We start from the raw sequence: 23,493 nt of genomic DNA on the forward strand, positions 1-23,493 counted from the left end.
TGGTTGCTGATCCCGACACCGGCGATGCGGCCCCTGTCGATACCGGATTCCTCCAGGAGCCGTGCGACCACCTGGATCGTATTGCGGTAGATCTCCTCCGGGTCATGGGAGACCCAGCCCTTCTCATTCACGATCTGGGCATGGGGCTTATCGGTCCTGCGGATCAGGCTGCCGCTCCCATCGAAGAGGAGGGCCTTCGTCCCCTGGGTGCTCTGATCTATGCTGATGATATATTTGTCTGTCATGTTACCCGCTCCTTTACAGTTCTGTTTGCAGCACCTCATTCTTCAGAGGGATGGACGCCGTGGCCCCCTCCCTCGATACAGCGATGGCGGACGCTCTGGCCGCCAGCTCGAGGCCATCCGGCACAGGCATCCCTTCTATGATAGAGGAGATGAAGTAGCCGGTGAACGTATCGCCCGCTGCAGTCGTATCCACTGCATTGACTTTAAAGCTTCCCTGACGGTACTGTTCCTCTTTGTACTGGTATACAGACCCGTCACCGCCAAGTGTTAGCACTACTTTTACATTTGGATATATTTCTTTTAATTTTGCAAGGATCGCGTCCGTCTCCTCTTCTCCTGTGACCTGTGCTCCTTCAATTTCATTTAGCAGGAACATGGATATCTTGGTAAAGTCGCATGCATCCAGCGCGCTGTTATAAGGAGACGGGTTCAGTATAACCATCATCCCCTTTTCATAGGCTGAGTCAATCATATAGTCAAGCATATTGACTTCATTTTGCAGGAGCAGAATATCACCTTTGGAGAAATGGCCGAGCACCTCGTCTACATATTCTTTCGTGATGCTCTGGTTTGCGCCGCCGTACAGCAGGATGCAGTTCTGTCCGTTCTTATCCACCTGGATAATCGTGTGTCCGGACTTGCCGTCGATCTTCCGGATATAGTCTGCCTTCACGCCACCTTCACGGCACGTCGCAAGGAGGACGTCCCCCTCCTCTCCTATCATGCCTGCATGGTATACTTCTACACCGGCCTTCGCCAAAGCGATGGACTGGTTCAGTCCCTTTCCGCCGCAGAAGATATTCATGCCATAAGACGCCAGGGTTTCCCCCGGCGTCACCATATGGTCGACGGAATATACATAGTCCAGATTTAAAGATCCAAAATTCAATACCTTCATAATATAGTCCCTCTCGTTTTTTGTCATTACATGTACTGTTATGCCGGGAAAGCCACCCCGGCACGGAGTATGATGTTCGGATAAGGCGTAAACTCGCCTGTCCGGACGGCAAATTTGATACCTTCGGACATCTCCTTCAGCTCCACATGGCTGACCATCTCATATTCCACACCTGAAAGCTTCCCTTCTATATAAGCGAGCAGCTCCGGATTCTTATCCACGATCTCCCCGGCCAGCGTATAATGTTCCACTTCCGCCTCATCAAGGATTGCATCCATCACCTGCCGGAAAGTCGGAACTCCGCCACACAAGGCCAGATCGACTATCTCCACCCCCTGGGGAATCGGCATACCGCCGTCCGCAACCATAAACGTGTCCTTGTGTCCAAGTCCCGCAATCAGACCGGCAAGCTGCACATTGATAATGCCTCTTTTTTTCATACAATTCACCTCAATTTCGATGGGGGTCAGACCCCTGTGTCCACAGGGGTCTGACCCCCATGAAAATTCTTTAAATTGTCTATTTATTTTCGTTTCTTGCCTGGAGTGCCATCTTCGCCTGGAGGTTTCTCTGTACCTGGTCGATGATTACGGCGATGATGATTACGAGGCCTCTGATTATCTTCTGCCAGAACTCTGTCACACCGCACATGGTCATACCGTCATTGATGACGCCGATTACGAATGCACCTACGATGGTTCCGCCTATCGTTCCGACACCTCCGGCCATAGATGTCCCGCCGAGTACGGATGCTGCGATTGCATTCATCTCCCAAGACTCACCGGTCTTTGGCGTTGCGGATACGAGCTGTGATGTAGCGATGATACCTACGACCGCGGAGCAGAAGCCTGAAAATGCGTACACCCAGATCTTCACTCTGTCTACTTTTATACCGGAAAGCTTGGAGGCCTTCTCGTTGCCGCCGATAGACAGTACATGCCATCCGAATGGCGTTTTCTTTAATATGAGTCCGGCAATTACGGCGATGATGGCAAGGATGAGGACACCGCACGGAATGGATGTCCCGCCGAGGTTACGTCCAAACACTTCAAAACCGGTATTGCCAAGCCCTTCGCTTCCAGATATTTCTGAAAATGTAGCTCCGTTTGAACGGATATTGGCAAACCCCCGCCAGATATACATCGTACCGAGTGTGGCGATGAAAGGCGCCACATTGCACTTCGTGATGACGAGGCCGTTGATCATTCCCATCAAAGCACCCAGAAGCACCGTGATAAGCACAATCATCGGCACGCTGAAATATAACGTTACGCCAAACATCTTAAGCGTAAGCCCTTCCTGAATCAGACCTCCCGCAATCATACCCGCGAGGCCTGCCACGGAGCCAACCGAGAGGTCGATACCTCCGGTGATGATGACATAAGTCATGCCGATTGCCAGGATACCGTAAAGCGCAACATGCTTTGCCACCGTCAAAAGGGCTCCTGCACTTAAGAAGTTATCTGCTGTGATACTGAAGAATATAAGCAGAATAATTAACACGATGAATGTACGGCCCTTTAAAAGGGTCATCATTAACTTATTGTTTCCTGAATTTTGTTTCGCTGCCATAATTTAACTCTCCTTTTCCTCTATATGATGGCCCTTGTAAGAAGCCAGTACCAATGTATCCTGCTGAATCTCATCCCCGTAGAATTCGCCTGTCTTGATACCATTTGACAGTACGATAACACGGTCTGCGATAGATACGATTTCCTGCAGCTCTGAAGAAATGACTATGATAGATAATCCTTCTTCCGCATACTTGTTGATGATATCGAACACTTCCGTCTTCGCTCCGATATCGATACCGCGGCTTGGTTCGTCCATGAGCAGAATCTTCGGTTCTGTCAGTATGCCCTTGCCGATAACTACTTTCTGCTGGTTGCCACCTGATAAGGAAAGAATCGGCAGTTTTTTATCTGCCACTTTTATCTGGATGTCTTTGATCTCTTGTTCTACTTTTTCCGCTTCCTTTCTGCTGTCCAGAAACGGTCCCTTTTTATATCGTTTCAGCGCCGACAGGGCACAGTTTTTCTCTATATCCAGCGTCTGCACGAGCCCCTGGGCCTGCCTGTCTTCGGGAATCAGGGCAAATCCGTTATCAATCTGCCGGGAAATGGATTTGATATGCAACTCCTTTCCATTCATAATTACCTGTCCGGTATGTTCCGGGTGCAGTCCCATGAGGCATTCAAATACTTCGCTGCGTCCGGCTCCCATCAGGCCGTAGATTCCGAGAACCTCACCCTTTTTCAGTTCAAAATCCAGGTGGTCTACGAGATACCCGCCACCGGCTTTCGGAAGACACAAGTCCTTCACTTCCAGGACAGTTTCTACTTTGTTCCAGTCAACCTCGCGGTCTCTCTTTGGATAAGATTTGGCCCCGCCCGTCATCTGATGGACGATCCACGGAACATCAATCTCCTTGACATCCGCATCCGCCACGTATCTGCCGTCTCTCAGAATCGTAACATGGTCGCCGATTTCCATTATCTCTTCCAGCCTGTGTGATATGTATACGATAGATATTCCGGCCGCCGTCAGCTCTCTCATGATTTTGAAAAGGACCTTGACCTCCTGCTGCGACAGAGAAGAGGTCGGTTCATCCATAATCAATACTTTCAAATCGTCTTCTACGAGGTTTCTGGCTATCTCGATCATCTGCTGCTGCCCCACACGCAGTTCGCCCACCTTCGCATGCAGGTCAAGGGGATGCTCCAGCCTTTCCAGCACCTTTTTGGCGCCTTCCATATGCTGCTTATTGTCCAAAGCCACCTTCCCTTTCGTCTTTTCTTTGTTCATGTAGATGTTCTGGTATACGTTCAGATTGGGGAACAGGCTCAGTTCCTGGTGTATGATACCGATTCCATGCTTTCTCGCTTCTGTCGTATTTTTAAAAAATACTTCTTTGTCTCCTATGTACATCTTGCCTTCATTCGGCTGCTCAATCCCGGCAATCATCTTCATAAGAGTTGATTTACCAGCGCCATTTTCCCCGATAAGCACATTTACCTTTCCTTTCAAAAGGTCAAATGATACCTCATCGAGTGCTTTTGTGCCGGGGTAAATCTTGCTTATCTTTTCTGCATGGAGAAATACATCCTCCCTGCACTTATATGTCTCACCCATAGTTCATATCTCCTTCTTACTCTAAAGTAGGTTATTTTGCTTCCAGCACTACCGGGGTAATCAGTACATCTGAACTACCGGCAGATACTGTAAATGCTCCTACAAATGAGATTGTCTTGCCCTGCAGAGAATCTGGTTTGGCCGGTTCAACAACATCTTTTGCAACCACTTCATTGATACTCTGTGACACTGCCGCCCACTGCTCCTGGTTTTTGTAATCCCCGAATTTGATAAAGCTTAAGGAATCACGGATTGCGGAGCCTTTGTATACAGGCCCGATCTGAATCTTGACAGATTCTGTGCCATTATAGCCGTCAAGCTTCACTGTCATGTAGCCTGCCTGCGACTGTGTGTTCACTTCTCCTACGGTTCCTGTTCCTTTCACCACATAGCTCAGTTCTCCGGAATCACCCATGGAATATTTCCCGTACTCGTCCGCCATAGCTGTCAGGTCCCCGTTTGACCCTTCAAGGAGCTCTTTGAGGTCAACAGCATTTTCATTCATCTCCGGAAGTGCCGATTCTTCCCAGATGGCTTCTACGTCATCTCCTGCATTAAATTCTACATCTCCGGTATATTTTCCTTCTTCTCCAATCTTAACGACTTTCACAATTCCACAACCCGTAAGCAACGTGGATGCTGCAAGTGTGAGCGTAAGTGCGAGAGCTATCATGCGCTTTTTCATAGCGGCCTCCTTCAATCGTTTATTCACAATATTTCTGCCGAATATCTATACTCATCGAACTATCGCTGTTCAATAAGACATGTTCCGTAATCATTTAATACTTCTTCCACATAAAAGAGTCGTTTCCATATACGGGGAAGCACATAAAGTGCCTCCCCGTATATGCTTGATACTTTATAATCCGCTAATTATTCTGTGAAGACAAATCCTGATAATTTGTCTACATTTTCAGATGTGATAGCGATACAGTCTACGAGCTGTTTCTCATCTAACCCTGTTGAGCCTTCTTTGAGATACTTGTCAGCCTGCTCAACTGCCATCTCAGCGATAACTGCAAACTGCTGAAGAGCTGTTCCTGTTGCGTCTCCTGATTTGATCAGGGCTGCTGCTTCATCAGAGCCATCCACGCCGATTACAGGAAGTGTCTTGCCAGCTGCCTGGAGCGCCGCGCAAACGCCTTCTAACATCGTGTCGTTGCCGCATACGACCCCGTCGATGTCCGGATTCGCCTGAAGCATAGCTTCCATCTTGTCATAAGCCTCTGTCTTTTCCCAGTTAGCTGTCTGCTGTGCAACCATCTCCATGTCCGGATACTGGTCGATCACTTCGTGGAATGCGGAAGAACGTACGCCTGCGTTCGTGTCAGATTCTTTACCTAGCAGCTCCACATATTTTCCTTTTTCACCCATAGCTTCAACAAACTTTTCCGCGATGGCTTTTGCGCCCTGATAGTTGTTTGCAACGATCTGAGAGATGGCAACGCCTTCTTCATTGATTTCACGGTCGATCAGGAATGTCGGTATTCCAGCTTCTCTTGCCTTTTTAACAGCTTCTACTGTGGCATCTGCACCCGCATTGTCGCAGATGATAGCATCCGCTTTGTCGGCAATCGCGCTGTCAAATAACTCTGTCTGTTTTGTCGGGTCGTCGTCGTGTGATACGGCTTTTACTTCATATCCAAGTTCCTTTGCCTTAGCAGTAGCTGTGTCGGCCTCTGCCTTGAATGCCGGGTTGGATACAGATGGTGTAATAATATAGATGATGTTAGAGCCTCCGCCTGGTAAAGCTTCCTCTTCCTTTCTGTCCTCAGTCTTCTTGTCTTCCTTTTTTTCTTCCTTCTTTGAAGAATCGTCCGATTTTGAGCTGCATCCCATAACCATAGCTCCGACCATAGCTACTGTAAGCAGCACCGCCAATACCTTTTTGAAACCTTTCATTTTCGTTCCTCCTTATGCTTTATAAGTATTAAATTATCTATATCAACAGGAAATTCCTGCTAATATCTGAGAACTTCCGAAATTTCGAAAGGGATCAGACCCCTGTGGCCATAGGGGTCTGACCCCTATGAAAATTCCTACAAGATTCCCTTTATTGTCTTTACAATTCCTTCCGCGTCCAGCCCGTAATGCCGGAACACCTCTTTTGAGGTCCCCGTGATCACCGGCGCGTCCGGCAGCGACAGGTTCACGATCCTTTTCGGGCATTCGCTCCCGACCACCTGGCTCACCATCGAGCCCAGGCCTCCGTACGGGGCGTGCTCCTCTACCGTCACCACCGCTTTCGCTCCTGACGCTGCCTTGATGATCGCCGCACGGTCCAGCGGCTTGATGCAGTACATGTCTACCACCGTCACGCCGATCCCCTCTTCCCGCAGCCTCGCCGCCGCGTCCGCCGCCGGCTTCACCATCTCCCCGCAGGCGATTACCGCCACGTCGCTCCCTTGGGTCACGAAGGTCGCCTTATCCATCTCGAACGGCACCTTCCCTTCCTCGTACACGTCCTCCACCGCGTTCCGCCCTACACGGATGTACGCCGGCTTCTCGTCCTCAAGCAGCGCCTTCGTAAGAAGCTCCGTCTGCAGCCGGTCGCTCGGCAGGTACACCCGCATGTTCGGCACCGCCGACATCGCCGCGATGTCCTGCGCCGAATGGTGGCTCATCCCCAGCGCTCCGTAGCTCACACCTCCGCTGATCCCGATCAGCTTCACGTTCGTGTCCGAATAGGCCACGTCTATCTTGCACTGCTCATAGCTCCTCGTGGACAGGAAGCACGCCGGCGATGCCGCGTACGGCTTCTTCCCGCACTTCGCCAGACCTGCCGAGATGCTCACCAGGTTCTGCTCCGCGATCCCCGTCTCCACGAACTGCTCTGGCAGCTCGTCTGCAAACGGCGTGAACGACGCGCTCCCGCGCGAATCGCTGCACAGCGCCACCACGTCCCTGTCCGTCCTCGCCGCCTCCATCAATACTTCACATATCACCTGCTTGTTCGCTATCTTAGCCATGATGCGCTCCCTCCTTTTCAAGCTCTGCCTTCTTTTCCGCCAGGTCCTTCCTTATCTGCGCAAGCTCCTCTCCGCTCGGGACCTTGTGGTGCCAGTTCGCCTTGTCCTCCATCACGGAAGAGCCTTTCCCCTTCACCGTGTTGGCGATCAGCACGGTGGGCTGCCCCTTCACCGTCTTCGCCTCCTCGAACGCCGCGTGGAGCTCATCGATATCGTTGCCGTCCGCCACGTCGATCACGTGCCAGCCGAAGGAGCCGAACCTCTCATGCAGGTCGTCGTGTCCCATCACGTCCTCCGTGCCGCCGGATATCTGGAGCCGGTTCCGGTCCACCACCGCGCACAGGTTGTCGAGCCTGTACTGGCTGGCCGCCATGGCCCCTTCCCATACGGAGCCCTCCGCCAGCTCGCCGTCGCCCATGACGGTGTACACCCGGTAGCCGCGCCCGTCCATCTTTCCCGCCAGCGCCATGCCGATGCAGACCGGAAGGCCGTGGCCGAGGGAGCCGGAGTTCATCTCCACGCCCGGAAGCTTGTTGTTCGGGTGGCCGATGAACTTGGAGCCGAACTTGCTGAAGGTGGAGACGAGCTCCTCCTTGTGGAAGAACCCCTTCTCCGCCAGCACCGCGTAGTAGGCCTCCACGGAATGGCCCTTGCTCATGACGAACTTGTCGCGGTCCGGGTCGTCCTGGTTCTCAGGGCTTACGTCCATCTGGCAGAAGTACAGCTCCGTCAGGATCTCCATCACGCTCATGTCGCCGCCGATGTGGCCGGCTTTCCCCTCGACGATCATGTCGATTACGGTTTCTCTCAGCCCGTAGGCCAATGCTTTCAGATTGCTCATAATCATTCTCCTCTTAAATATGCTTTGACGTCTTCTTCAATCGGGTCGTAAAGGTCAGGTTTTACGCCAATATATTTACATGCTTCATATAATACCGGGACTACATCCTTGTGAATGCCCACGCAGTGATGGATGTAAGGCCCTTCCACGATCTTTGCTTCCAGACGCTTGATATTGTCCACTTCCACCCAGAGATACGTTCCCATGCCTTTCGGTCCGTCCACGCCCTTTGCATTGCCAAGAAGCAGCGAGTATTCTCCGTTGTCCCCGTCAAACCGGCAGAGTGTCACGTCGCCGTGCTTCGCTTCTGCCGTAAGGCTTCCCGGATGGTCAAAAGCCAGCGGATATGTAAGCTGCGGCTTTTCCTTAGCCACCGAAATGGGCCACGGGCCGCAATGCTGCAGAAGCTCTCCATTCTCAATATCCGGATGGCGGATGGTCCAGTCTGCAAAAAAGCCTCTTGTCTCTCCCATCCCTGCAGCCTCGACCATAAGAGCCGTGATGGCACCGTGGATGTCCGTCTCACATACGACCGGTATCCCTTTGTCATTTAATATCGCGTTGGCCGCGCACGGCATGACGCCCAGTTCCGTCTGAAGCGCGTTCCAGCACTGGATAGCCGCCGCGCCACATCCGTACTTCTCTACAAGCTGTTCCATAGCTACCGCAAGAGCCGCTACATTCTCTACTTCGTTATCTTTTATCTGGACTTTCATGTTCTCCCTGATATAAGAAATCATGTCTGCCAGCTTGCCGCCTTCTTCCTTCACCGCTTTCACTTCCTCCGTAAGTTCCGTCATCGGAACCGGAGCGAGCTGCACATTAAATCTCTCCAGAAGTTCTCCTTCATTGCACATCGTCGTCCAGAAGTCGAACGGCCTCGTGGATATCTGAAGAATTCTTATATTGCGGAAATTCTTTACTACGTTGCACACCGCGATAAAATCTCTCAGGCCCCGCTCAAACACGGGATCGTTCAGTCTGCAGTTCGTCACATATGTAAATGGAATCTGAAATCTTCTCAGCACCTTGCCGGTGGCAAACAGCCCGCACTGCGTATCTCTCAGCCTCACGCCGTTCTCCTGCGGGCGCTCGTCAAGCGGACCCCAGAGCATGACCGGTACATTCATCTCTTTTGCAAGCCTCGCACAGACATATTCCGTACCAAAGTTGCAGTGCGGGAACATGATTCCGTCAACGCCTTCCTTCTTAAACTTTGCCGCTATCTTCTTCACGTCGTTGTCATCGTACAGAAGACCTTCCTCATTGATGTCATCGATATCTACAAAATCGATACCCAGCTCTCTCAGCCTGTCTGCTGTCAGTCCTCTGTACTTGATTGCATCCGGCGCGCTGAAGATGCTTCTTCTGGTCGGCGCAAATCCCAATTTGATAGTTGCCATTTCATTTCCTCCATTCTTATGCTTTATTGTACTGTTTATCTGTCAATCTGTCTGACACTGTCTCTTTCTACAAACTCTGTGCAGACCTGGATCTTCATCTTTACATTCTTTCCTGAATATTTGATATGGTCCAGCGCCCTTCTCACCGCCACTTCTCCCATCTCCTGCTTGAATACCCGAATCGTCGTAAGTCCTGGCGTCGATACGCTTCCGAATCCGATGTCGTCAAATCCGACTATGGATATGTCTTCCGGAATCCGAATCCCCTTTTCCTTCATAGCTCTCATAGCTCCGATGGCTATTACGTCGTTATCTGCAAAAAAAGCAGTCGGAAGATTCCCTGTACGTTCCAGATATCTCTTCATATCCTGATAGGCCGACTCCAGCTTCGTTCCTAACGTTATCTGAAATTCCGGCTCCACCTTCAGGCGGTACTTGCCTATCACTCTGTGGTAGCCGAATTCCCGGTACCTGAATGCCTTGATGCGGTAATCTCCTCTCAGGTAGCCGATCTTCGTATGTCCCTTACCAACCAGATACTCCATCGCCTGGCAGACCGCATCCGTATTGTTAATCAGTACGCCGTCAAATATCATCTCATCGCTCCATCCGTCCAGCACTATCAGGTATCCTTTATAGTCATAAAAAGGCACATAGTCCTCTTCCATCATCTCTGTTCCTAGCAGTATCGACAGGCAGTTCGTATCCTCAAGGAAATCCTTCAGCCTGAGTTCAAAAGACTCATCTTCATAATTCAGATGGCTGAACGTCGTCTCATAACCAAGTTCCTTGGCCTGGCGCTCCACGCCTTCTATCATGGCCGGGAAAATCTGGCTGTCATCTATGATAAGGCCGTTCTTTCTGTATGTAACAAATTTTATCTTCGTAATTGTCTTCTCCTGTTGATACCCCAGCGTCTCCGCCGCCTTGAATATCTTTTCAGAAGTAGCAGCATTGACTCCTTTCTTGCGATTCAAAGCGTTCGAGACAGTCGCGGGAGAAAAACCCGTAATCTGGCTGATTCTTCTTATACTGACCTTCACTTTTTCACCGCCTCTTAACTGTTTATACCTGTATTATAAACGTTTATATAAAATATTCAATACTTTTTATCAAAATATCCCAGTATCATTCACGTTTTGTTTAATTATAATAGATATTGCGCGTTGTTTTTGTGTATTATTAACAATTCATTTATTCGATATTTACATTTTGTTCACATTTACCGATTTGTTTTGATAAATGTTTATGTAAATATTTATATTAACGTTTATATAAACTATGTCGTTATTTGTAGAATAGTGCGAACATCATCCATATTTCGGGGAACTGTTTCCTCCGCCGTCAAAAACAGCCGGCCTGCCGCCCTCCTTTGCATCGTATATGCAAAACAAGGGCCGGCAAGCCGGCTGTATCTCATATGCAGTCAGGCGGTACGTTCCCGCCGCCATGTGTCTGCTATATTTTTCTTACGCTCGCACGCTCCACAAAATCTGTGCAAACTTGTATCTTCGTCTTAATCTTCTTCCCATCCTCGACCGCACGCATAAGCTCCCTCACCGCCATCTCGCCCATCTCGTGCTTATACACATTTATCGTAGTGAGAGGCGGATCAGAGATGGCACCGAACGAAATGTTGTCAAATCCTATGATAGACACGTCTCCCGGTATATCATAGCCGCGTTCCTTCAGAGCCTGCATCGCGCCGATTGCGATAGTATCGTTATCCGCAAAAAATGCCGTAGGCAGTATCGGCGTCTCCTCCAGATATCTCTGCATGCCTTCATATGCAGTCTCGATCCTCGTTCCGACAGTCGCGACATATTCCGGCTGGACCGGCAGATGGTGCCTGTCCATAATTCTTCTGTAGCCAATCTCACGGTAGCAGAAGGCCTGAATGCGGAAATCCCCCCGCAGATAGCCGATATCACGGTGCCCTTTGCCAATCAGGTATTCAACCGCCCTGGCCGCCGAATCCGTATTGCTTATGAGCACGCTGTCAAAAAAGTAGTGGTCGCTCCAGCCGTCCAGAAGTATGATCTTGTTCTTCGCATGTGTATACGGCTCAAAATCCTCCTCCAGCATCTCTGTACCGAGCAGCACTATTGCGCTTTCCGTATCAGAAAGTATCTCCTGCAGCTGCGTTCCATACTCCATATCATTGATATCCACGTGGTTGAACACCGTCTCGTAGCCGAGAGATTTGGCCTGCCTCTCCACGCCTTCTATCACGGCAGGATGGAATGGACTGTCATCTATGATCAATCCATTTCTCCGGAAAATCACAAATCTAATCTTACTGATTTTTTCATCCAGTCTATAACCCAGTTCCTCTGCCGTCTTAAGAATTCTATCAGCCGTCTCTTTGTTTACGCCCTTTTTATGATTCAGTGCATTGGAAACTGTCGCAGGAGAAAAACCGGTGATTTCACTTATTTTCCTGACACTTACTTTCATCCCTTACGACCTTCCATTCTTTTTTCCCTTATTCCAAAGGGATCTAGGAATACTATAACACATTCACATCAAAAAAAGAAGAGAAATTCCAACGAGTGGGATTTCCCTTCTGCGGTAAGCCGCTACAGATGAAACCTATATTATTTAAGGTTGACCTCTGCGCCTTCGCCTTCCAGTTTTGCTTTGATTTCTTCAGCCTCAGCCTTAGAAGCAGCCTCTTTAACTACCTTCGGAGCTCCGTCAACTAATTCTTTCGCTTCTTTTAATCCAAGTCCTGTAATCTCACGTACTACCTTGATTACCTTAACTTTAGAAGAACCTGCAGAAACTAATTCTACGTCAAATTCGTCTTTTTCTTCTGCTGCCGCTGCCTCTCCGCCTGCTGCTGCAACTACGACGCCTGCTGCTGCGGATACACCGAATTCTTCTTCACATGCTTTAACCAGATCGTTTAATTCTAATACTGATAATTCTTTGATTGCTTCAATCATCTCAGCTGCTGTTATTTTAGCCATTTTGTTTTCCTCCAATTTTATGATTTTTCAATTATTCTTCTGTCGCTTCCGCTGTCTCTTCAGCCGGAGCTTCTGCCGCCGGAGCCTCTTCTGCTGCCGGAGCCTCTTCTGCCGCTACTTCGCCGCCCTGTTCCGCAATCTGCTTAATAACACGGGCAAAGTTCGTAATTGGTGACTGTAAGCTTCCAAGCAGTTTGGAAAGCAGTTCTTCCCGTGAAGGAATCTTGGACAATTCCGTAAGTCCTGCCGTATCATAAACCATGCCTTCAATCACGCCGGCTTTCAGTTCAAGTGCTTTTGCATCCTTTGCAAACTTGCACAGGATTCTTGCCGGAGCAGTTGCATCCTCTTTAGAGATCGCAATTGCGCTGGGTCCTGCAAGATGTTCTTCTAAAGCCGCATACTCGGTTCCTTCAAAAGCTCTTTTCATCATTGTGTTCTTGTATACCTTGTAGATGATACCGGCATCTCTAAGCTGCTTACGCAATTCCGTATCCTGAGCAACTGTAAGTCCGCGGTAGTCGACAAGAACAACTGATGCCGCGTCCTTGACTTCACCTGCAATAGTATCTACGATTGGTTGTTTTAACTCAACTTTTGCCATGAAAATGGTGCACCTCCTTATAGTTTAGTCTGCTGCCAAAAGAACAACGTTTTCTATACATAATAAAAACCTCCGGCCCGTAAGACGCAGAGGTTGTACAAATTCATAGAAATCGAATCTCATATCATCCTCGGCAGGCGTGTATCACCACTTACGCTGTTTGAAAGCACCTGCTGTCTTCGGCAGTCATCGCTTTGCTATTATATCACCACGGGCTAATGTTGTCAATACATTATTTTTACAGCCCGCTTTTACCGACACCGCATTACCATAACAGTGCTATTTTTACCGTTTATTGCAAGTCCCTGATTCTCATAGTATGTTAAAATATAATCAGAATTTTTTACTTGGGGAGGAAGGCAGAATGAATATCGCTTTTGTGGACGATTCTCTTGTCGACAGACAATATTTGCAAAAGAATGTAGAACGATACTGCTTTGAACACAAAGTCCATATGCAGATGAATACTTACGATAACGGGACCGGCTTTTTAAAAGGCTTTGCCGCCGGGACATATGACCTTGTTTTGCTGGATATATTCATGGATGAGACGAGCGGTATCCATATTGCCGAGAAGGTGCGGCAGATAGATGACAAATGCCTGATTATTTTTACAACATCAAGCCAGGAACACGCCGTCATAGCTTTCCGGCTTCATGCACTTGATTACCTGCTCAAACCTTTTACCTACGGGCAGCTGGAAGAATCGCTCTCCAGATGCCAGAAGGCGCCGAAACGTTTTTCGCACTATATAGAGCTGAAAGAAGGACGCCATTATACACGTATTCTGATTACAGATATTATCTATACGGACTACTACAACCATTACATACAGGTCCACACGCCCCGGAATGTCATCCGTTCCTACATGTCATTTCCGGATTTTGCACCGATGCCGGACAAGTATCCACAGTTCCTGTGGTGCTACCGCAATTGTATGGTCAATATGGATTATATCAAATCAATGGACAGCAAGGATATTATACTGGCGACCGAAGAGCGCATCCCCCTCCACCTATATCTATTATACCAAACCGCTCACCCCATGGACGATGATTATCCTTTCCTTCGCCGCCATGCTGTCAGGAGTGGTTTTATTCCGCGCAGCACCCGGCTATAGCTTTGTCCAGAGCCTTTTTACAGTTGCCATAGTCATGTGCTATACGGACAGCATCTATGTATGTTCATCCCAGATCCATTATTACGTGACAGGCAGGCTTCCCGGAAGCACCCCCGTACTTCGCGCCTTGTCCACGCTGGCCGTAGCGCTGCCGACATTCCCATTTATACTGATGCTCTTCAAGCGGCTGCTGCGTACCGCACTGGACGAGACGGAACACCTGGCCTTCTGGCGCATATCCTGGGGAATCCCCATGTGCAACAGACTGCTTTATTATCTGGCCATATTCCCGATACTCTCCAAAAGGCTGCCCTCTACAGATGCCAGCGATTATACTTTACACCGATACCGTGGATAATCCTGACCTTTTTTACGTATACGACACACCCTCATCGCACTTCAGGCCTGCCTGGATGCAGACGATTATGACGGCATGGGAGAATCCATAAACAATTATATATGCAGCCTGGATTCACTTCGCCCGACATCTTATTGCGACAATCCCGTCATAAATGTAATCGTGTCTTACTATGCGGAGCTTTCCAGAGAAAATGGCATATCCTTCTCACCATCCATACAGCTGGACCGGGACCTCCCGTTCTCAGATACGGATACATGCATCGTCCTAGGCAATCTGCTGGAAAATGCGGTCGAGGCATGTCAGCGGCAGGCGCAGGAAGGCAGGTATATCCGCCTCAAGCTCCATGCCGTTAACGACTGTACGCTCGTAATCATTGTGGAAAACAGCTACAACGGCATGGTCCGCAGAAGGGATAATGCTTTTTATCTACAAAGGCCAGAGGCAGGAAAGGGATCGGGATTGGCATCGTCTCCATTCTCGATGTCGTGTCAAAATATAACGGGATACCTCAATTCAAATACGACGGACATGCCTTCAAGGCCTCTATCGTGCTGAGCTGCGGCAGCACAGCAAAAAGGACCTCCCCGCCTTGATGGCGGGGAGGTCCTATTATACGATACAATTAAACGAGCTTGGCCGTGTTGATCTTTACACCCGGTCCCATCGTAGAAGTAAGCGTCACGCTCTTTAAGAACTGACCTTTTACTGCTGCCGGTTTGGCTTTGTTGATTGCATCAATAAGCGTCTGGAAGTTGTCCGCAAGTTGTTCTTCGGTAAAGGATGCTTTACCTACTGGCACATGGATAATGTTTGTCTTATCGAGTCTGTACTCAATCTTACCGGCTTTGATTTCCTGAACGGCTTTGGCGACATCCATCGTCACAGTTCCAGCTTTCGGGTTCGGCATCAGGCCTTTTGGCCCGAGCACACGTCCAAGACGTCCGACAACACCCATCATGTCTGGCGTAGCGACTACTACGTCGAATTCAAACCAGTTTTCATTCTGAATCTTCGGAATCAGCTCTTCCGCTCCTACATAATCTGCCCCTGCCGCCTTTGCTTCTTCTGCTTTGGCATCTTTGGCAAATACAAGGATCCTGGTCTTCTTGCCTGTCCCGTGAGGCAGTACGACCGCTCCACGAATCTGCTGGTCAGCGTGACGTCCGTCACATCCGGTTCTGATATGAGCCTCGATAGTCTCATCGAATTTAGCTACTGCAGTTTTCTTTACTAATGAAACCGCCTCATCTTTATCGTAAAGAGTTCCTCTGTCGATAACTTTGGCAGCTTCTATATATTTCTTTCCTCTTTTCATTCTAAAAAACCTCCTCGTGGTAATGTCGGGATAACCCTCCCACATATTTAACATTTACAATTGGCAATACAGCATCAACTCTTACTCTTCTACTTTAACACCCATGCTGCGGCACGTACCTGCTATCATGCTCATAGCAGCTTCTACGGTTGCAGCGTTCAGGTCCGGCATCTTCAGCTCTGCGATTTCCTGAAGCTGAGCCTTTGTTATCGTAGCAACTTTCGTCTTATTCGGCACGCCTGAACCTGACTTTATATTGCAGGCTTTCTTGATAAGGACAGCTGCCGGAGGTGTCTTTGTGATGAAGCTGAAGCTTCTGTCATTGTAAACTGTAATTACGACAGGGATAATCATATCTCCCTGATCCGCAGTCTTTGCGTTGAACTGCTTTGTAAATTCAACGATGTTCACACCGTGCTGACCAAGAGCTGGTCCAACCGGTGGTGCCGGTGTAGCTTTGCCGGCAGGTATTTGTAACTTGATATAACCTTCTACTTTTTTTGCCATTTCAATTACCTCCTTGTGGTGTTGGCGGGAACACGTCCCTCCCACTTCCTACTACATTTTCTTTACTTCTGCGAAACTGATTTCTACCGGCGTTTCGCGGCCGAATAACTCAACATTGATAGTCAGGCTCTGCTTCGGAATGTTCAGCGCCTGGATCACTCCAACCGTATCAGCCCATGCTCCGGCTATCACCTGGACGGTATCGCCCACTTCAAAGTCGACGACGATGTTCTCCTGCTTGATTCCAAGCGGCGCCATCTCCGCATCTGTCAGCGGAACCGGCTTGGATCCCGGCCCGACAAATCCTGTCACGCCCCTCGTGTTGCGGACGACGTACCATGTGTCGTCATTCATAATCATATGGATGAGCACATAACCCGGAAACATCTTTTTCTGTGTCGCCTTCTGGACGCCGTTCTTCAGCTCCACTACATCCTGCATAGGAACACGGACTTCTAATATCTGTTCTTCCAGGTGCCGGTTTTCAATTGTCTTATCAATGTTGGCCTTTACTTTGTTCTCATACCCTGAATAGGTATGAACAACGTACCATTTTGCATCTGACATAAAATCACCTTTCTTGCCTGCAGCCTATCAGTGCTATCTTACTAATAGATCCACTCCGTTCTGTACGATAAAATCAATAACTGCAATTATGATTCCCAGTACAACAGACACAGAAACGACTGCCGCTGTCTGTTTTGCAAGTGTCATCTTATCTGGCCAAATGATCTTCCTGAATTCTGCCTTAAGTCCTTTGAACCAGCTCTTCTTCTGAGTTTTTTGTTCAGCCATGACATCCACTCCTTTGCGGCGACTATTTTGTTTCCTTGTGCAATGTGTGTGACTTGCAGAATTTACAGTACTTCTTAGTCTCCATGCGTTCCGGATGCGTTTTCTTATCCTTCGTCATGTTGTAGTTACGCTGCTTGCATTCTGTACATTCCAATGTGATTCTTGTACGCACAACTTCCACCTCGCTTTATGTTTCTTAATTAACGTGTTACTCGGCAGCTTGCGAGGCTGCCTGTTTTTAGGCATAAAAAAAAGACCTACTTCCATTCGCTCGGATATTGTATCATACATACCGGGAAAAAGCAAGTCTTTTTCTTGCTTTATGGCACTTCCGCTCAAGATATCTTCTGCTTGATAATCTCAACTTCCTCAGAGACTTTCAGTACCTTCTCAAACAGAATATTCATCATCCCATTATCCTGCCTCAAGCCATTTATATCATTCTGCATCTCATCCATCCTGTTTTCTATCCTTTTAAAGTGGCCGTTCGCCTTTTCCTGAATAAAATCTATCTCAGCAAGCAGAGAATTCTCCTGTTCCGTGAACCTCTCATCCACTCTATTTTCCAGCGCCTTCAGATTACCGTCTATCCTTCCTTCCAGCGTTTCCAGCTTGCCGTCTATCCTTCTTTCCAGCGTTTCCAGCTTGCCGTCTATCCTTCCTTCCAGTGATTCCAGCTTGCCGTCTATCCTTCCTTCCAGCGATTCCAGCTTGCCGTCTATCCTTCCTTCCAGCGATTCCAGCTTGCCGTCTATCCTTCCTTCCAGCGATTCCAGCTTGCCGTCTATCCTTCCTTCCATCAAACCCAAGCCTTCGTCAAGCAAGTGCTTTATCGCCTGAAGATCTTGATTATCCAGCATAGTTCCACCTCCTCGTCCCGGCAATAGTGAGTAGCATAATCATAGCACATTTTTCGTTTTCCTGTCTATACGACCATATGTGCGCCCAACATTGTTTCGTGCAAATATCCATGCTTTCAGCCTCCTTATAAAATTTAATCTGGTAATTTTCCGGCGACGCGCCGAACAGATAATGAATATAGAAATTGCTTTGGCAGAACGCAAAGCAGATTTATATAGGTCATATGATATCATATCTTATGTGGATTTGCAATATATTCCCGCCTTGAGCTTACGCAGCCTACATAGGCAGAATCGGCATTGACCAGCTCAACTAAAAAAGGGCCCATGGACCATCGTCCACAGAGCGCCTTTTTGCATCCATCTATGCAGCGTATACGTTGACTGCCTGATTTCCACGGCTTCCGGCAGTAATATCAAATGTTACTGACTGGCCATCCTCTAATGATTTAAAACCATCTGACGCGATACCTGAAAAATGTACAAATACATCTTCTCCGTCTGCCTCGTTTGTGATAAATCCAAATCTCATTTAAAATATTTTCTCATACTATCATGGGATATTTCATCTGTCAAGTAGTTTCCAGAAAATAATAACTTTTAACAAATATATCTCCGGCAGATCCGCATTATATCCCGGCTGTGCACAGTACACAGCCGGGGAGATACCTCTTATTCCTCTACCTGCATGCGAACCCTTTCATTTCCTCCAGGAATCCCCGGATAAATGCAACGGATATATCGAGCGCTTCCTGCCCGAGTTCAGCCGTCGAGTCCTTCGGGTCAAACGGACCGAACCATCCGCTTGGAGCTATCTCTTTCGTATCCCTCACAAGGCGGACCGTGCCGCCCTTATAGCGGACTGCCTGTATATAGGCCGCCTCTACATTTTCGGAAGGATGCTGCGGATTCATAGGCTGCCCCAGCTCCAGATGCACCGCATCCGGGTCGACCGCCATCATAGCGGACGTCTCCAGGATGTCGCCGTGTCCGCCCCGGAACTTCTCATCCAGCTCCGCCACAAGGCTCCACCAGTCTATGCTGGCGCAGATGCCGCCCTTATGATAGACTTCAAGCGCCGCGCGGTCGATGGAAGGCGTATTGCCCCCGTGTCCGTTCAGTATGGCAAACCTTCTCACCCCATGCTGCATAAGCGAGTCCATGATTCCGTGCAGAACCATGTACAGCCCTTCATATCCGATATTGATACTGCCTTCAAAGCTCAGGTGATAAGGACAGACGCCGTACGGAACCGTAGGAGCGATAATCACATCTTCCATGTCAGCCACATGGTCTGCCAGATACGACGGTACCATATAGTCCGTCCCAAGCGCACACTGGGCGCCATGCTGTTCTGTGCTGCCCACCGGTATCACCAGTACCGGATCTTTCTGAAACGCCTCTTTTGCCTGGGCTGTCGTCATCTTACCAAGATACATCTAACTACCTCCTCTTTTATGTGGCACTAACCTTTCTGAAACAGTTTGAAGTGCCGGTCAATCGTCTCCTGCGGCGGAGCCTGCGTCAGCTTGCTGACAATTACCATCGTGACCGCGCCAAGTATCGTAGCCGGGAACAGTGCATGGAATCCAAGCGCCAGCTCCTTCACTTCCGGAATAAGCGTAAAGCCAAGAAGGGCGATTACCCCTACCGCCACAGCCGCTATGGCGCCCGGGGCCGTCGACTTCTTCCAGTACATGCCAAACAGGATCGGCACGACGAAGACCGCCATTCCGGAAAAGGCGAACAGATTGATCTCAAAGATGCTGCCAGGCTGAAATACGCCAAAGAGTATAACGACCAGGCCAATCAATATGGTGACAACTTTGGACAGCTTCATGACGCTCTCATCGGTCGCCTTCTTGTTCACTATCTTCTGATAGATATCCCGTGTCACGGCCCCTGTCGTTGTGACGAGGATGCCGTCGATGGTAGACATTCCGGCTGCTACGATTCCGGCGATGAACAGGGACGCCAGGAACGGATTCAGCCCTCTTTGCAGAATCATGGGAACAATCTGGTCCGCCTTCTCAATATTCTGGATGGACGCGATTCCATTGACGCCGGCCCATTCGATTAAAGTGGCAGAGACAAACATCCCGCCTGTACCGAGCAGTATGGCCTTGAACATCGTCTTATGGTCCTTCATCGTAAAGAACTTCGTAAACAGGTGGGGCTGCCCCATCGTGAAGAAGGACCAGAGTACGATGTTGGACACGTAGTAAGCCCACGGCATATACCCGTTCGCCCCGGGGAAGGTCAGGTATGATTCATTCATATTCTGAAGCGTGCTGTTGATATTATCAAAGCCGCCTCCCATTACGATTGATACTATAAACGTAACAACTGCGGTACCTATCATAAGGGAACCCTGGATGACATCGGTCATCATCGCCCCCTTCATTCCGCCGCTCATACAATATAGTATAACGATCACTCCCATTCCTACAACCCCTACCCACTCAGGCAGGCCGGTAAATACGTGCACGATGACTCCCGCGCCGATAATCTGGGCTCCCATCATCGGAATGAGGAAAAACAGCATCATGACACCGAGCACGCCGCTCATGGACCTGGAATGATACCGGTCTGTCAGATAGTCTGCCATCGTAAGGAAACCGTATTCATGACCGAGCGTCACCAGTTTCCTTCCTATCAGAAGCGCCGGCAGGATCATACAGAAGACAGCACCAGGCACAGAGATCGCCATGCCCGCATAACCGACGCCAAATATCGTACCCGGAGTGCCAAGGAACGTACCCATAGAAAACTGTGTGGAAAAATAAGCGATACCACTTACGATTACACCTGCTTTTCCGCTGAGAACGAAGAAATCGCCGAGATTCTTCGTCTTTCGGCTGGCATACCAGCCGATAAATGCCATAATACCAAGATATACAGCCAGGACCGTGTAAAATGGTGCCGGTGATGGTTGGATTGCTTCAGACATTATTCCTCTCCTCCTTCCGTAACTTCCTCGTTCTTCTCATCATACACGTGGTATTCTTTTCGCTTCATGCACATTCTGTAATAGACGATAATCAGGGCAAACGTAATCGCCGTATGTACGAACCATCCGAAGATATATGAGGGAATCCCTCCTATAGCCGGAATATAGGTTTCGCTGTAAAAGAACGGAAACGGAATCATGATGATGACGAACATGATCAGAAAGATTACAAGCCATGTGCGCTCAAAGTGTTTTTCAAATAGTTTTTTCATTGCTGCTTCTCTCCTCCCTTTTTGTACTTCCTTCTGCAAAGCTGACCTACTTTATTTATCATGAGATATGCAGAATTCTCAAAAAATAAAGTATTTACTTTACTTTTTAATTATTATTATACATATAACAGCAAAATTGTAAAGTATTTACTTGCAAAATGTTTATGGATTCTTTATATTTATTTTATAGGCAGTTTATGACGCATCACCGCCGCCTGTTTTTTATAAGGGTACTATATATGGAAAGGAAACAACATGGACATATTACAGAGAATCCGGGACATGTATCCCGCATTGACAAAAAAGCAGAAGGGAATCGCAGACTATCTGATGGACAATCCAGAGGACGTCTGCTACATCACTCTGGCCCAGCTGAGCCAGCAGACGGCCTCTTCCGAACTGACACTGCTGCGCTTCTGCGAAAAGATAGGCTGTTCCAGCTTCCTGGAGCTTAAGAATGAATTCAGGGAATATACGCAGCATATGATACGCCTGCTCTCAGCGCCGGCTTATTTTCCACCTGAAAATGCGTCTTGCTCTGCAAAGGAGGCGCTGCTGACAGACATCTGCCGTCAGGAGGCAGCCGCGGTGGCCGACTTCTCAGCTTCATTCAATCCGGAATCCATCGTGGCCGCCGCCGGGAAAATCAAAAAAAGCAGACGGATTTTCATTTTTGCCCATGACATCTCCAAGATACTCGGCGAATTTCTGGAAGCAAGGCTCCGGCTTTTGTATTTCAACGCGACCCTCATCGATCTGGCCGACCTGGCCGAGACGCAGAACCGCCTGCAGCATCTTTGCGAAGGAGACCTTGTCATCTTCTTTTCCTTCCCCAAGTATTATTACCCGATGGGGAGCATTGCCAGGAAAGCGGCGGACACAGGCGTCCCTATCCTGACCATCACCGACAGCATCTCTTCGCCGGCGGCCGAGCACAGTACCCACCTGCTCCTCTGCCAGACTTCGACGAAGATGTTCTACAACTCGCTGACGCTGCCGATGACAGCCTTGAATCTTCTCGCGTCCTGCCTCGTCATCGACATGGTTCCGGAGGCGGAGCGAAAAGATTTCAAAAAGACCCTGTCGTCCTGAGCCGGCGCAGCCAAAGCCAATTCAAGAACCAGAATATATAATATAAATTACAGGAGGTATCACATATGGAAATAGGAGGGTTCTTCCCCTACGAAAAGAACAGTTCTGAGACAAACGGTTACATAGATCTCGTCTGCCCGAACGCAGGCGACGTAATCCACCTCATGTCCGGCCGGTGCGCCATCTATCTCTGCCTGCAGGATTCCATGCTTACAGATACGAAACGGACCGCCTATCTCCCTGCATATACGTGCGAGACGGTAAGCGGCTGTTTCGTCAAAGCAGGATATAAGATCTACTATTACGACGTAGACCAAAGCCTCGTACCGCAGTTTGACGACAGCCTCATTGACAAGATCAGCTTTCTGCTCATCTGCGGCTATTACGGCTTTTCTACTTTTGACACTGATTTTGTCAGAACATGCAGAAGCCGCGGCGTGACGGTCATGCAGGACACGACCCACACAGCCTTCTCACCATCCGGGCCCTGCCCCGACAGCGACTATGTCGCGGTCAGCCTCCGCAAATGGATGGGGGTAACTTCCGGAGGGCTGGCATTCAAACGCACCGGACGCTTTGGCGTATCACCCGTCCCCGCAGATAAAGAGCATCTCAAGATAAGGGACAGGGCGCTCCGGACAAGAGAAGAATACGAGAGAACCGGAGACGAGGCCTTGAACAAGAAGAGCGCCGATGCATTCTGGGAAGCAGAATGGATGCTGCGGGAGATCTTCGACATGCAGGAAGGCGACGGCGAATCCCTTCAGACAATCCTCCATTACCCGCTTGCCGAGGCCGTTAAGAAGCGCCGCGATAATTATGCGTATCTGCTGGAGCATCTTCCAGACAATCCATCGGTACGCCCTGTATTTCCCCATCTTCCGCAGGACACCTGCCCTATGTTCTTCCCTTTCCTCTGCGAAGACAGGGAATCCCTCATGAAGCACCTGGCTGCCGCCGGCATACCGCCGAAAGTATACTGGCCGGTGCCGCCGTTCATAGACATCGGAACGTATCCCGGCGCACACTACATCTATGAACATATCATGTCCATCAGCTGCGACCAGCGTTTTACAAGGGACGATATGCAGCGCGTGTCCGATGTATTTCAGGAATTCATGGAAGGCCGGTGACGCAGCAGCTGTCCGGCCGCAAGA

General features: G+C 49.1%; 30 protein-coding genes and 1 other annotated feature. Of the genes, 5 read left to right on the forward strand and 25 right to left on the reverse strand.

The window, feature by feature from the left end; translation table 11 throughout:
* The 15 genes from E1963_RS15665 to rplJ form a co-directional block, all read right to left on the reverse strand.
* Nucleotides 1-245, reverse strand: a 245-nt coding sequence (locus E1963_RS15665) for an FGGY family carbohydrate kinase (RefSeq protein ID WP_243117768.1), incomplete at its 3' end; no start/stop codon positions are given.
* Nucleotides 246-258: 13 nt separating this feature from the next.
* Complete coding sequence (locus E1963_RS15670; protein ID WP_132279970.1) at nucleotides 259-1,143, reverse strand: ribokinase; 885 nt, start codon at nucleotides 1,141-1,143, stop codon at nucleotides 259-261.
* 38 nt (nucleotides 1,144-1,181) lie between these two features.
* Nucleotides 1,182-1,583 (reverse strand): D-ribose pyranase, encoded by a 402-nt coding sequence (rbsD, locus tag E1963_RS15675; RefSeq protein WP_132279973.1) that lies wholly within the window; start codon nucleotides 1,581-1,583, stop codon nucleotides 1,182-1,184.
* Nucleotides 1,584-1,662: 79 nt separating this feature from the next.
* Nucleotides 1,663-2,715, reverse strand: a complete 1,053-nt coding sequence (locus E1963_RS15680) for an ABC transporter permease (RefSeq protein ID WP_049728696.1) — start codon at nucleotides 2,713-2,715, stop codon at nucleotides 1,663-1,665.
* A gap of 3 nt (nucleotides 2,716-2,718) precedes the next feature.
* Entirely contained in the window at nucleotides 2,719-4,275 is a 1,557-nt protein-coding gene (locus E1963_RS15685; RefSeq protein ID WP_066580478.1) for a sugar ABC transporter ATP-binding protein, read from the reverse strand.
* A gap of 31 nt (nucleotides 4,276-4,306) precedes the next feature.
* Nucleotides 4,307-4,987, reverse strand: a complete 681-nt coding sequence (locus E1963_RS15690; RefSeq protein WP_330570863.1) for a DUF2291 domain-containing protein — start codon at nucleotides 4,985-4,987, stop codon at nucleotides 4,307-4,309.
* Between the two features lie 161 nt (nucleotides 4,988-5,148).
* Nucleotides 5,149-6,177: a D-ribose ABC transporter substrate-binding protein gene (locus tag E1963_RS15695; protein ID WP_132279979.1), complete on the reverse strand. Its 1,029-nt coding sequence runs from the start codon at nucleotides 6,175-6,177 to the stop codon at nucleotides 5,149-5,151.
* A 137-nt stretch (nucleotides 6,178-6,314) separates the two neighbouring features.
* On the reverse strand, nucleotides 6,315-7,244 hold the full coding sequence (locus tag E1963_RS15700; protein WP_132279982.1) for a transketolase family protein: 930 nt from the start codon (nucleotides 7,242-7,244) through the stop codon (nucleotides 6,315-6,317).
* Complete coding sequence (locus E1963_RS15705) at nucleotides 7,237-8,085, reverse strand: transketolase (RefSeq protein ID WP_132279985.1); 849 nt, start codon at nucleotides 8,083-8,085, stop codon at nucleotides 7,237-7,239. Before E1963_RS15705 ends, E1963_RS15700 begins: the two co-directional genes overlap by 8 nt.
* A gap of 2 nt (nucleotides 8,086-8,087) precedes the next feature.
* Complete coding sequence (locus E1963_RS15710) at nucleotides 8,088-9,488, reverse strand: L-fucose/L-arabinose isomerase family protein (protein ID WP_132279987.1); 1,401 nt, start codon at nucleotides 9,486-9,488, stop codon at nucleotides 8,088-8,090.
* 35 nt (nucleotides 9,489-9,523) lie between these two features.
* On the reverse strand, nucleotides 9,524-10,531 hold the full coding sequence (locus tag E1963_RS15715; RefSeq protein ID WP_132279990.1) for a LacI family DNA-binding transcriptional regulator: 1,008 nt from the start codon (nucleotides 10,529-10,531) through the stop codon (nucleotides 9,524-9,526).
* A 267-nt stretch (nucleotides 10,532-10,798) separates the two neighbouring features.
* Entirely contained in the window at nucleotides 10,799-10,939 is a 141-nt protein-coding gene (locus E1963_RS19790) for a hypothetical protein (protein WP_167482225.1), read from the reverse strand.
* Between the two features lie 7 nt (nucleotides 10,940-10,946).
* Nucleotides 10,947-11,945 (reverse strand): LacI family DNA-binding transcriptional regulator, encoded by a 999-nt coding sequence (locus tag E1963_RS15720; RefSeq protein WP_117772030.1) that lies wholly within the window; start codon nucleotides 11,943-11,945, stop codon nucleotides 10,947-10,949.
* 140 nt (nucleotides 11,946-12,085) lie between these two features.
* Nucleotides 12,086-12,460: a 50S ribosomal protein L7/L12 gene (gene rplL, locus E1963_RS15725; RefSeq protein WP_066580493.1), complete on the reverse strand. Its 375-nt coding sequence runs from the start codon at nucleotides 12,458-12,460 to the stop codon at nucleotides 12,086-12,088.
* Nucleotides 12,461-12,491: 31 nt separating this feature from the next.
* Nucleotides 12,492-13,064 carry a 50S ribosomal protein L10 gene (rplJ, locus tag E1963_RS15730; RefSeq protein ID WP_132279993.1) on the reverse strand — a complete coding sequence of 191 codons (573 nt, stop codon included), beginning with the start codon at nucleotides 13,062-13,064 and terminating at the stop codon, nucleotides 12,492-12,494.
* 54 nt (nucleotides 13,065-13,118) lie between these two features.
* Nucleotides 13,119-13,265 (reverse strand) — a sequence feature (ribosomal protein L10 leader region).
* Between the two features lie 163 nt (nucleotides 13,266-13,428).
* Here rplJ and E1963_RS15735 point away from each other — a divergent pair.
* The 3 genes from E1963_RS15735 (at nucleotide 13,429) to E1963_RS15745 (ending at nucleotide 15,100) form a co-directional block, all read left to right on the forward strand.
* Nucleotides 13,429-14,184: a LytR/AlgR family response regulator transcription factor gene (locus E1963_RS15735; RefSeq protein WP_132279996.1), complete on the forward strand. Its 756-nt coding sequence runs from the start codon at nucleotides 13,429-13,431 to the stop codon at nucleotides 14,182-14,184.
* 34 nt (nucleotides 14,185-14,218) lie between these two features.
* Nucleotides 14,219-14,542, forward strand: a complete 324-nt coding sequence (locus E1963_RS15740; protein WP_132279999.1) for a hypothetical protein — start codon at nucleotides 14,219-14,221, stop codon at nucleotides 14,540-14,542.
* A 75-nt stretch (nucleotides 14,543-14,617) separates the two neighbouring features.
* Nucleotides 14,618-15,100: an ATP-binding protein gene (locus tag E1963_RS15745; protein WP_132280002.1), complete on the forward strand. Its 483-nt coding sequence runs from the start codon at nucleotides 14,618-14,620 to the stop codon at nucleotides 15,098-15,100.
* A 67-nt stretch (nucleotides 15,101-15,167) separates the two neighbouring features.
* On the opposite strand, the gene rplA is transcribed toward E1963_RS15745, so the two are convergent.
* The 10 genes from rplA to E1963_RS15795 all read right to left on the reverse strand — a co-directional run bounded on the left by rplA (nucleotide 15,168) and on the right by E1963_RS15795 (nucleotide 21,244).
* Nucleotides 15,168-15,860, reverse strand: coding sequence for a 50S ribosomal protein L1 (gene rplA, locus E1963_RS15750; RefSeq protein WP_066580504.1), 693 nt, complete (start codon nucleotides 15,858-15,860; stop codon nucleotides 15,168-15,170).
* Between the two features lie 81 nt (nucleotides 15,861-15,941).
* On the reverse strand, nucleotides 15,942-16,367 hold the full coding sequence (rplK, locus tag E1963_RS15755) for a 50S ribosomal protein L11 (protein WP_006443239.1): 426 nt from the start codon (nucleotides 16,365-16,367) through the stop codon (nucleotides 15,942-15,944).
* 51 nt (nucleotides 16,368-16,418) lie between these two features.
* On the reverse strand, nucleotides 16,419-16,934 hold the full coding sequence (gene nusG / locus E1963_RS15760) for a transcription termination/antitermination protein NusG (RefSeq protein ID WP_132280005.1): 516 nt from the start codon (nucleotides 16,932-16,934) through the stop codon (nucleotides 16,419-16,421).
* Between the two features lie 33 nt (nucleotides 16,935-16,967).
* On the reverse strand, nucleotides 16,968-17,162 hold the full coding sequence (gene secE, locus E1963_RS15765) for a preprotein translocase subunit SecE (RefSeq protein ID WP_066580509.1): 195 nt from the start codon (nucleotides 17,160-17,162) through the stop codon (nucleotides 16,968-16,970).
* 22 nt (nucleotides 17,163-17,184) lie between these two features.
* Nucleotides 17,185-17,334 (reverse strand): 50S ribosomal protein L33, encoded by a 150-nt coding sequence (gene rpmG / locus E1963_RS15770; RefSeq protein WP_005332089.1) that lies wholly within the window; start codon nucleotides 17,332-17,334, stop codon nucleotides 17,185-17,187.
* Between the two features lie 163 nt (nucleotides 17,335-17,497).
* Entirely contained in the window at nucleotides 17,498-18,022 is a 525-nt protein-coding gene (locus E1963_RS15775; RefSeq protein ID WP_132280008.1) for a hypothetical protein, read from the reverse strand.
* 364 nt (nucleotides 18,023-18,386) lie between these two features.
* Nucleotides 18,387-18,554 carry a cold-shock protein gene (locus E1963_RS15780; RefSeq protein ID WP_132280011.1) on the reverse strand — a complete coding sequence of 56 codons (168 nt, stop codon included), beginning with the start codon at nucleotides 18,552-18,554 and terminating at the stop codon, nucleotides 18,387-18,389.
* A gap of 148 nt (nucleotides 18,555-18,702) precedes the next feature.
* Nucleotides 18,703-19,461, reverse strand: coding sequence for a creatininase family protein (locus tag E1963_RS15785; RefSeq protein ID WP_132280014.1), 759 nt, complete (start codon nucleotides 19,459-19,461; stop codon nucleotides 18,703-18,705).
* Nucleotides 19,462-19,487: 26 nt separating this feature from the next.
* Nucleotides 19,488-20,972, reverse strand: coding sequence for a sodium/pantothenate symporter (locus tag E1963_RS15790; RefSeq protein ID WP_132280017.1), 1,485 nt, complete (start codon nucleotides 20,970-20,972; stop codon nucleotides 19,488-19,490).
* A complete protein-coding gene (locus E1963_RS15795) occupies nucleotides 20,972-21,244 on the reverse strand; it encodes a hypothetical protein (RefSeq protein ID WP_049728677.1) in 273 nt (90 codons plus the stop codon). The genes E1963_RS15790 and E1963_RS15795 overlap by 1 nt, the downstream gene beginning before the upstream one ends.
* A gap of 255 nt (nucleotides 21,245-21,499) precedes the next feature.
* Between E1963_RS15795 and E1963_RS15800 the strand changes: the two genes are divergently transcribed.
* Together E1963_RS15800 and E1963_RS15805 are read left to right on the forward strand one after the other, a co-directional pair.
* A complete protein-coding gene (locus E1963_RS15800; protein WP_132280020.1) occupies nucleotides 21,500-22,336 on the forward strand; it encodes a MurR/RpiR family transcriptional regulator in 837 nt (278 codons plus the stop codon).
* 65 nt (nucleotides 22,337-22,401) lie between these two features.
* Nucleotides 22,402-23,469, forward strand: a complete 1,068-nt coding sequence (locus tag E1963_RS15805) for a DegT/DnrJ/EryC1/StrS family aminotransferase (protein ID WP_132280023.1) — start codon at nucleotides 22,402-22,404, stop codon at nucleotides 23,467-23,469.
* Nucleotides 23,470-23,493: the final 24 nt, after the last annotated feature.

Origin of the sequence: Extibacter muris, assembly GCF_004345005.1 — a bacterium.
Classification (GTDB): domain Bacteria; phylum Bacillota; class Clostridia; order Lachnospirales; family Lachnospiraceae; genus Extibacter; species Extibacter muris.

Bases quoted from the DNA above. Each gene is read 5' to 3' on its own strand.
- E1963_RS15670 (WP_132279970.1), bottom strand. From the start codon at position 1,143: ATGAAGGTATTGAATTTTGGATCTTTAAATCTGGACTATGTATATTCC.
- rbsD (WP_132279973.1), bottom strand. From the start codon at position 1,583: ATGAAAAAAAGAGGCATTATCAATGTGCAGCTTGCCGGTCTGATTGCG.
- E1963_RS15680 (WP_049728696.1), bottom strand. From the start codon at position 2,715: ATGGCAGCGAAACAAAATTCAGGAAACAATAAGTTAATGATGACCCTT.
- E1963_RS15685 (WP_066580478.1), bottom strand. From the start codon at position 4,275: ATGGGTGAGACATATAAGTGCAGGGAGGATGTATTTCTCCATGCAGAA.
- E1963_RS15695 (WP_132279979.1), bottom strand. From the start codon at position 6,177: ATGAAAGGTTTCAAAAAGGTATTGGCGGTGCTGCTTACAGTAGCTATG.
- E1963_RS15700 (WP_132279982.1), bottom strand. From the start codon at position 7,244: ATGGCTAAGATAGCGAACAAGCAGGTGATATGTGAAGTATTGATGGAG.
- E1963_RS15705 (WP_132279985.1), bottom strand. From the start codon at position 8,085: ATGAGCAATCTGAAAGCATTGGCCTACGGGCTGAGAGAAACCGTAATC.
- E1963_RS15710 (WP_132279987.1), bottom strand. From the start codon at position 9,488: ATGGCAACTATCAAATTGGGATTTGCGCCGACCAGAAGAAGCATCTTC.
- E1963_RS19790 (WP_167482225.1), bottom strand. From the start codon at position 10,939: ATGGCGGCGGGAACGTACCGCCTGACTGCATATGAGATACAGCCGGCT.
- E1963_RS15720 (WP_117772030.1), bottom strand. From the start codon at position 11,945: ATGAAAGTAAGTGTCAGGAAAATAAGTGAAATCACCGGTTTTTCTCCT.
- rplL (WP_066580493.1), bottom strand. From the start codon at position 12,460: ATGGCTAAAATAACAGCAGCTGAGATGATTGAAGCAATCAAAGAATTA.
- rplJ (WP_132279993.1), bottom strand. From the start codon at position 13,064: ATGGCAAAAGTTGAGTTAAAACAACCAATCGTAGATACTATTGCAGGT.
- E1963_RS15735 (WP_132279996.1), top strand. From the start codon at position 13,429: ATGAATATCGCTTTTGTGGACGATTCTCTTGTCGACAGACAATATTTG.
- E1963_RS15740 (WP_132279999.1), top strand. From the start codon at position 14,219: ATGTGCTATACGGACAGCATCTATGTATGTTCATCCCAGATCCATTAT.
- E1963_RS15745 (WP_132280002.1), top strand. From the start codon at position 14,618: ATGGGAGAATCCATAAACAATTATATATGCAGCCTGGATTCACTTCGC.
- rplA (WP_066580504.1), bottom strand. From the start codon at position 15,860: ATGAAAAGAGGAAAGAAATATATAGAAGCTGCCAAAGTTATCGACAGA.
- rplK (WP_006443239.1), bottom strand. From the start codon at position 16,367: ATGGCAAAAAAAGTAGAAGGTTATATCAAGTTACAAATACCTGCCGGC.
- nusG (WP_132280005.1), bottom strand. From the start codon at position 16,934: ATGTCAGATGCAAAATGGTACGTTGTTCATACCTATTCAGGGTATGAG.
- secE (WP_066580509.1), bottom strand. From the start codon at position 17,162: ATGGCTGAACAAAAAACTCAGAAGAAGAGCTGGTTCAAAGGACTTAAG.
- E1963_RS15775 (WP_132280008.1), bottom strand. From the start codon at position 18,022: ATGCTGGATAATCAAGATCTTCAGGCGATAAAGCACTTGCTTGACGAA.
- E1963_RS15780 (WP_132280011.1), bottom strand. From the start codon at position 18,554: ATGAGATTTGGATTTATCACAAACGAGGCAGACGGAGAAGATGTATTT.
- E1963_RS15785 (WP_132280014.1), bottom strand. From the start codon at position 19,461: ATGTATCTTGGTAAGATGACGACAGCCCAGGCAAAAGAGGCGTTTCAG.
- E1963_RS15790 (WP_132280017.1), bottom strand. From the start codon at position 20,972: ATGTCTGAAGCAATCCAACCATCACCGGCACCATTTTACACGGTCCTG.
- E1963_RS15795 (WP_049728677.1), bottom strand. From the start codon at position 21,244: ATGAAAAAACTATTTGAAAAACACTTTGAGCGCACATGGCTTGTAATC.
- E1963_RS15800 (WP_132280020.1), top strand. From the start codon at position 21,500: ATGGACATATTACAGAGAATCCGGGACATGTATCCCGCATTGACAAAA.
- E1963_RS15805 (WP_132280023.1), top strand. From the start codon at position 22,402: ATGGAAATAGGAGGGTTCTTCCCCTACGAAAAGAACAGTTCTGAGACA.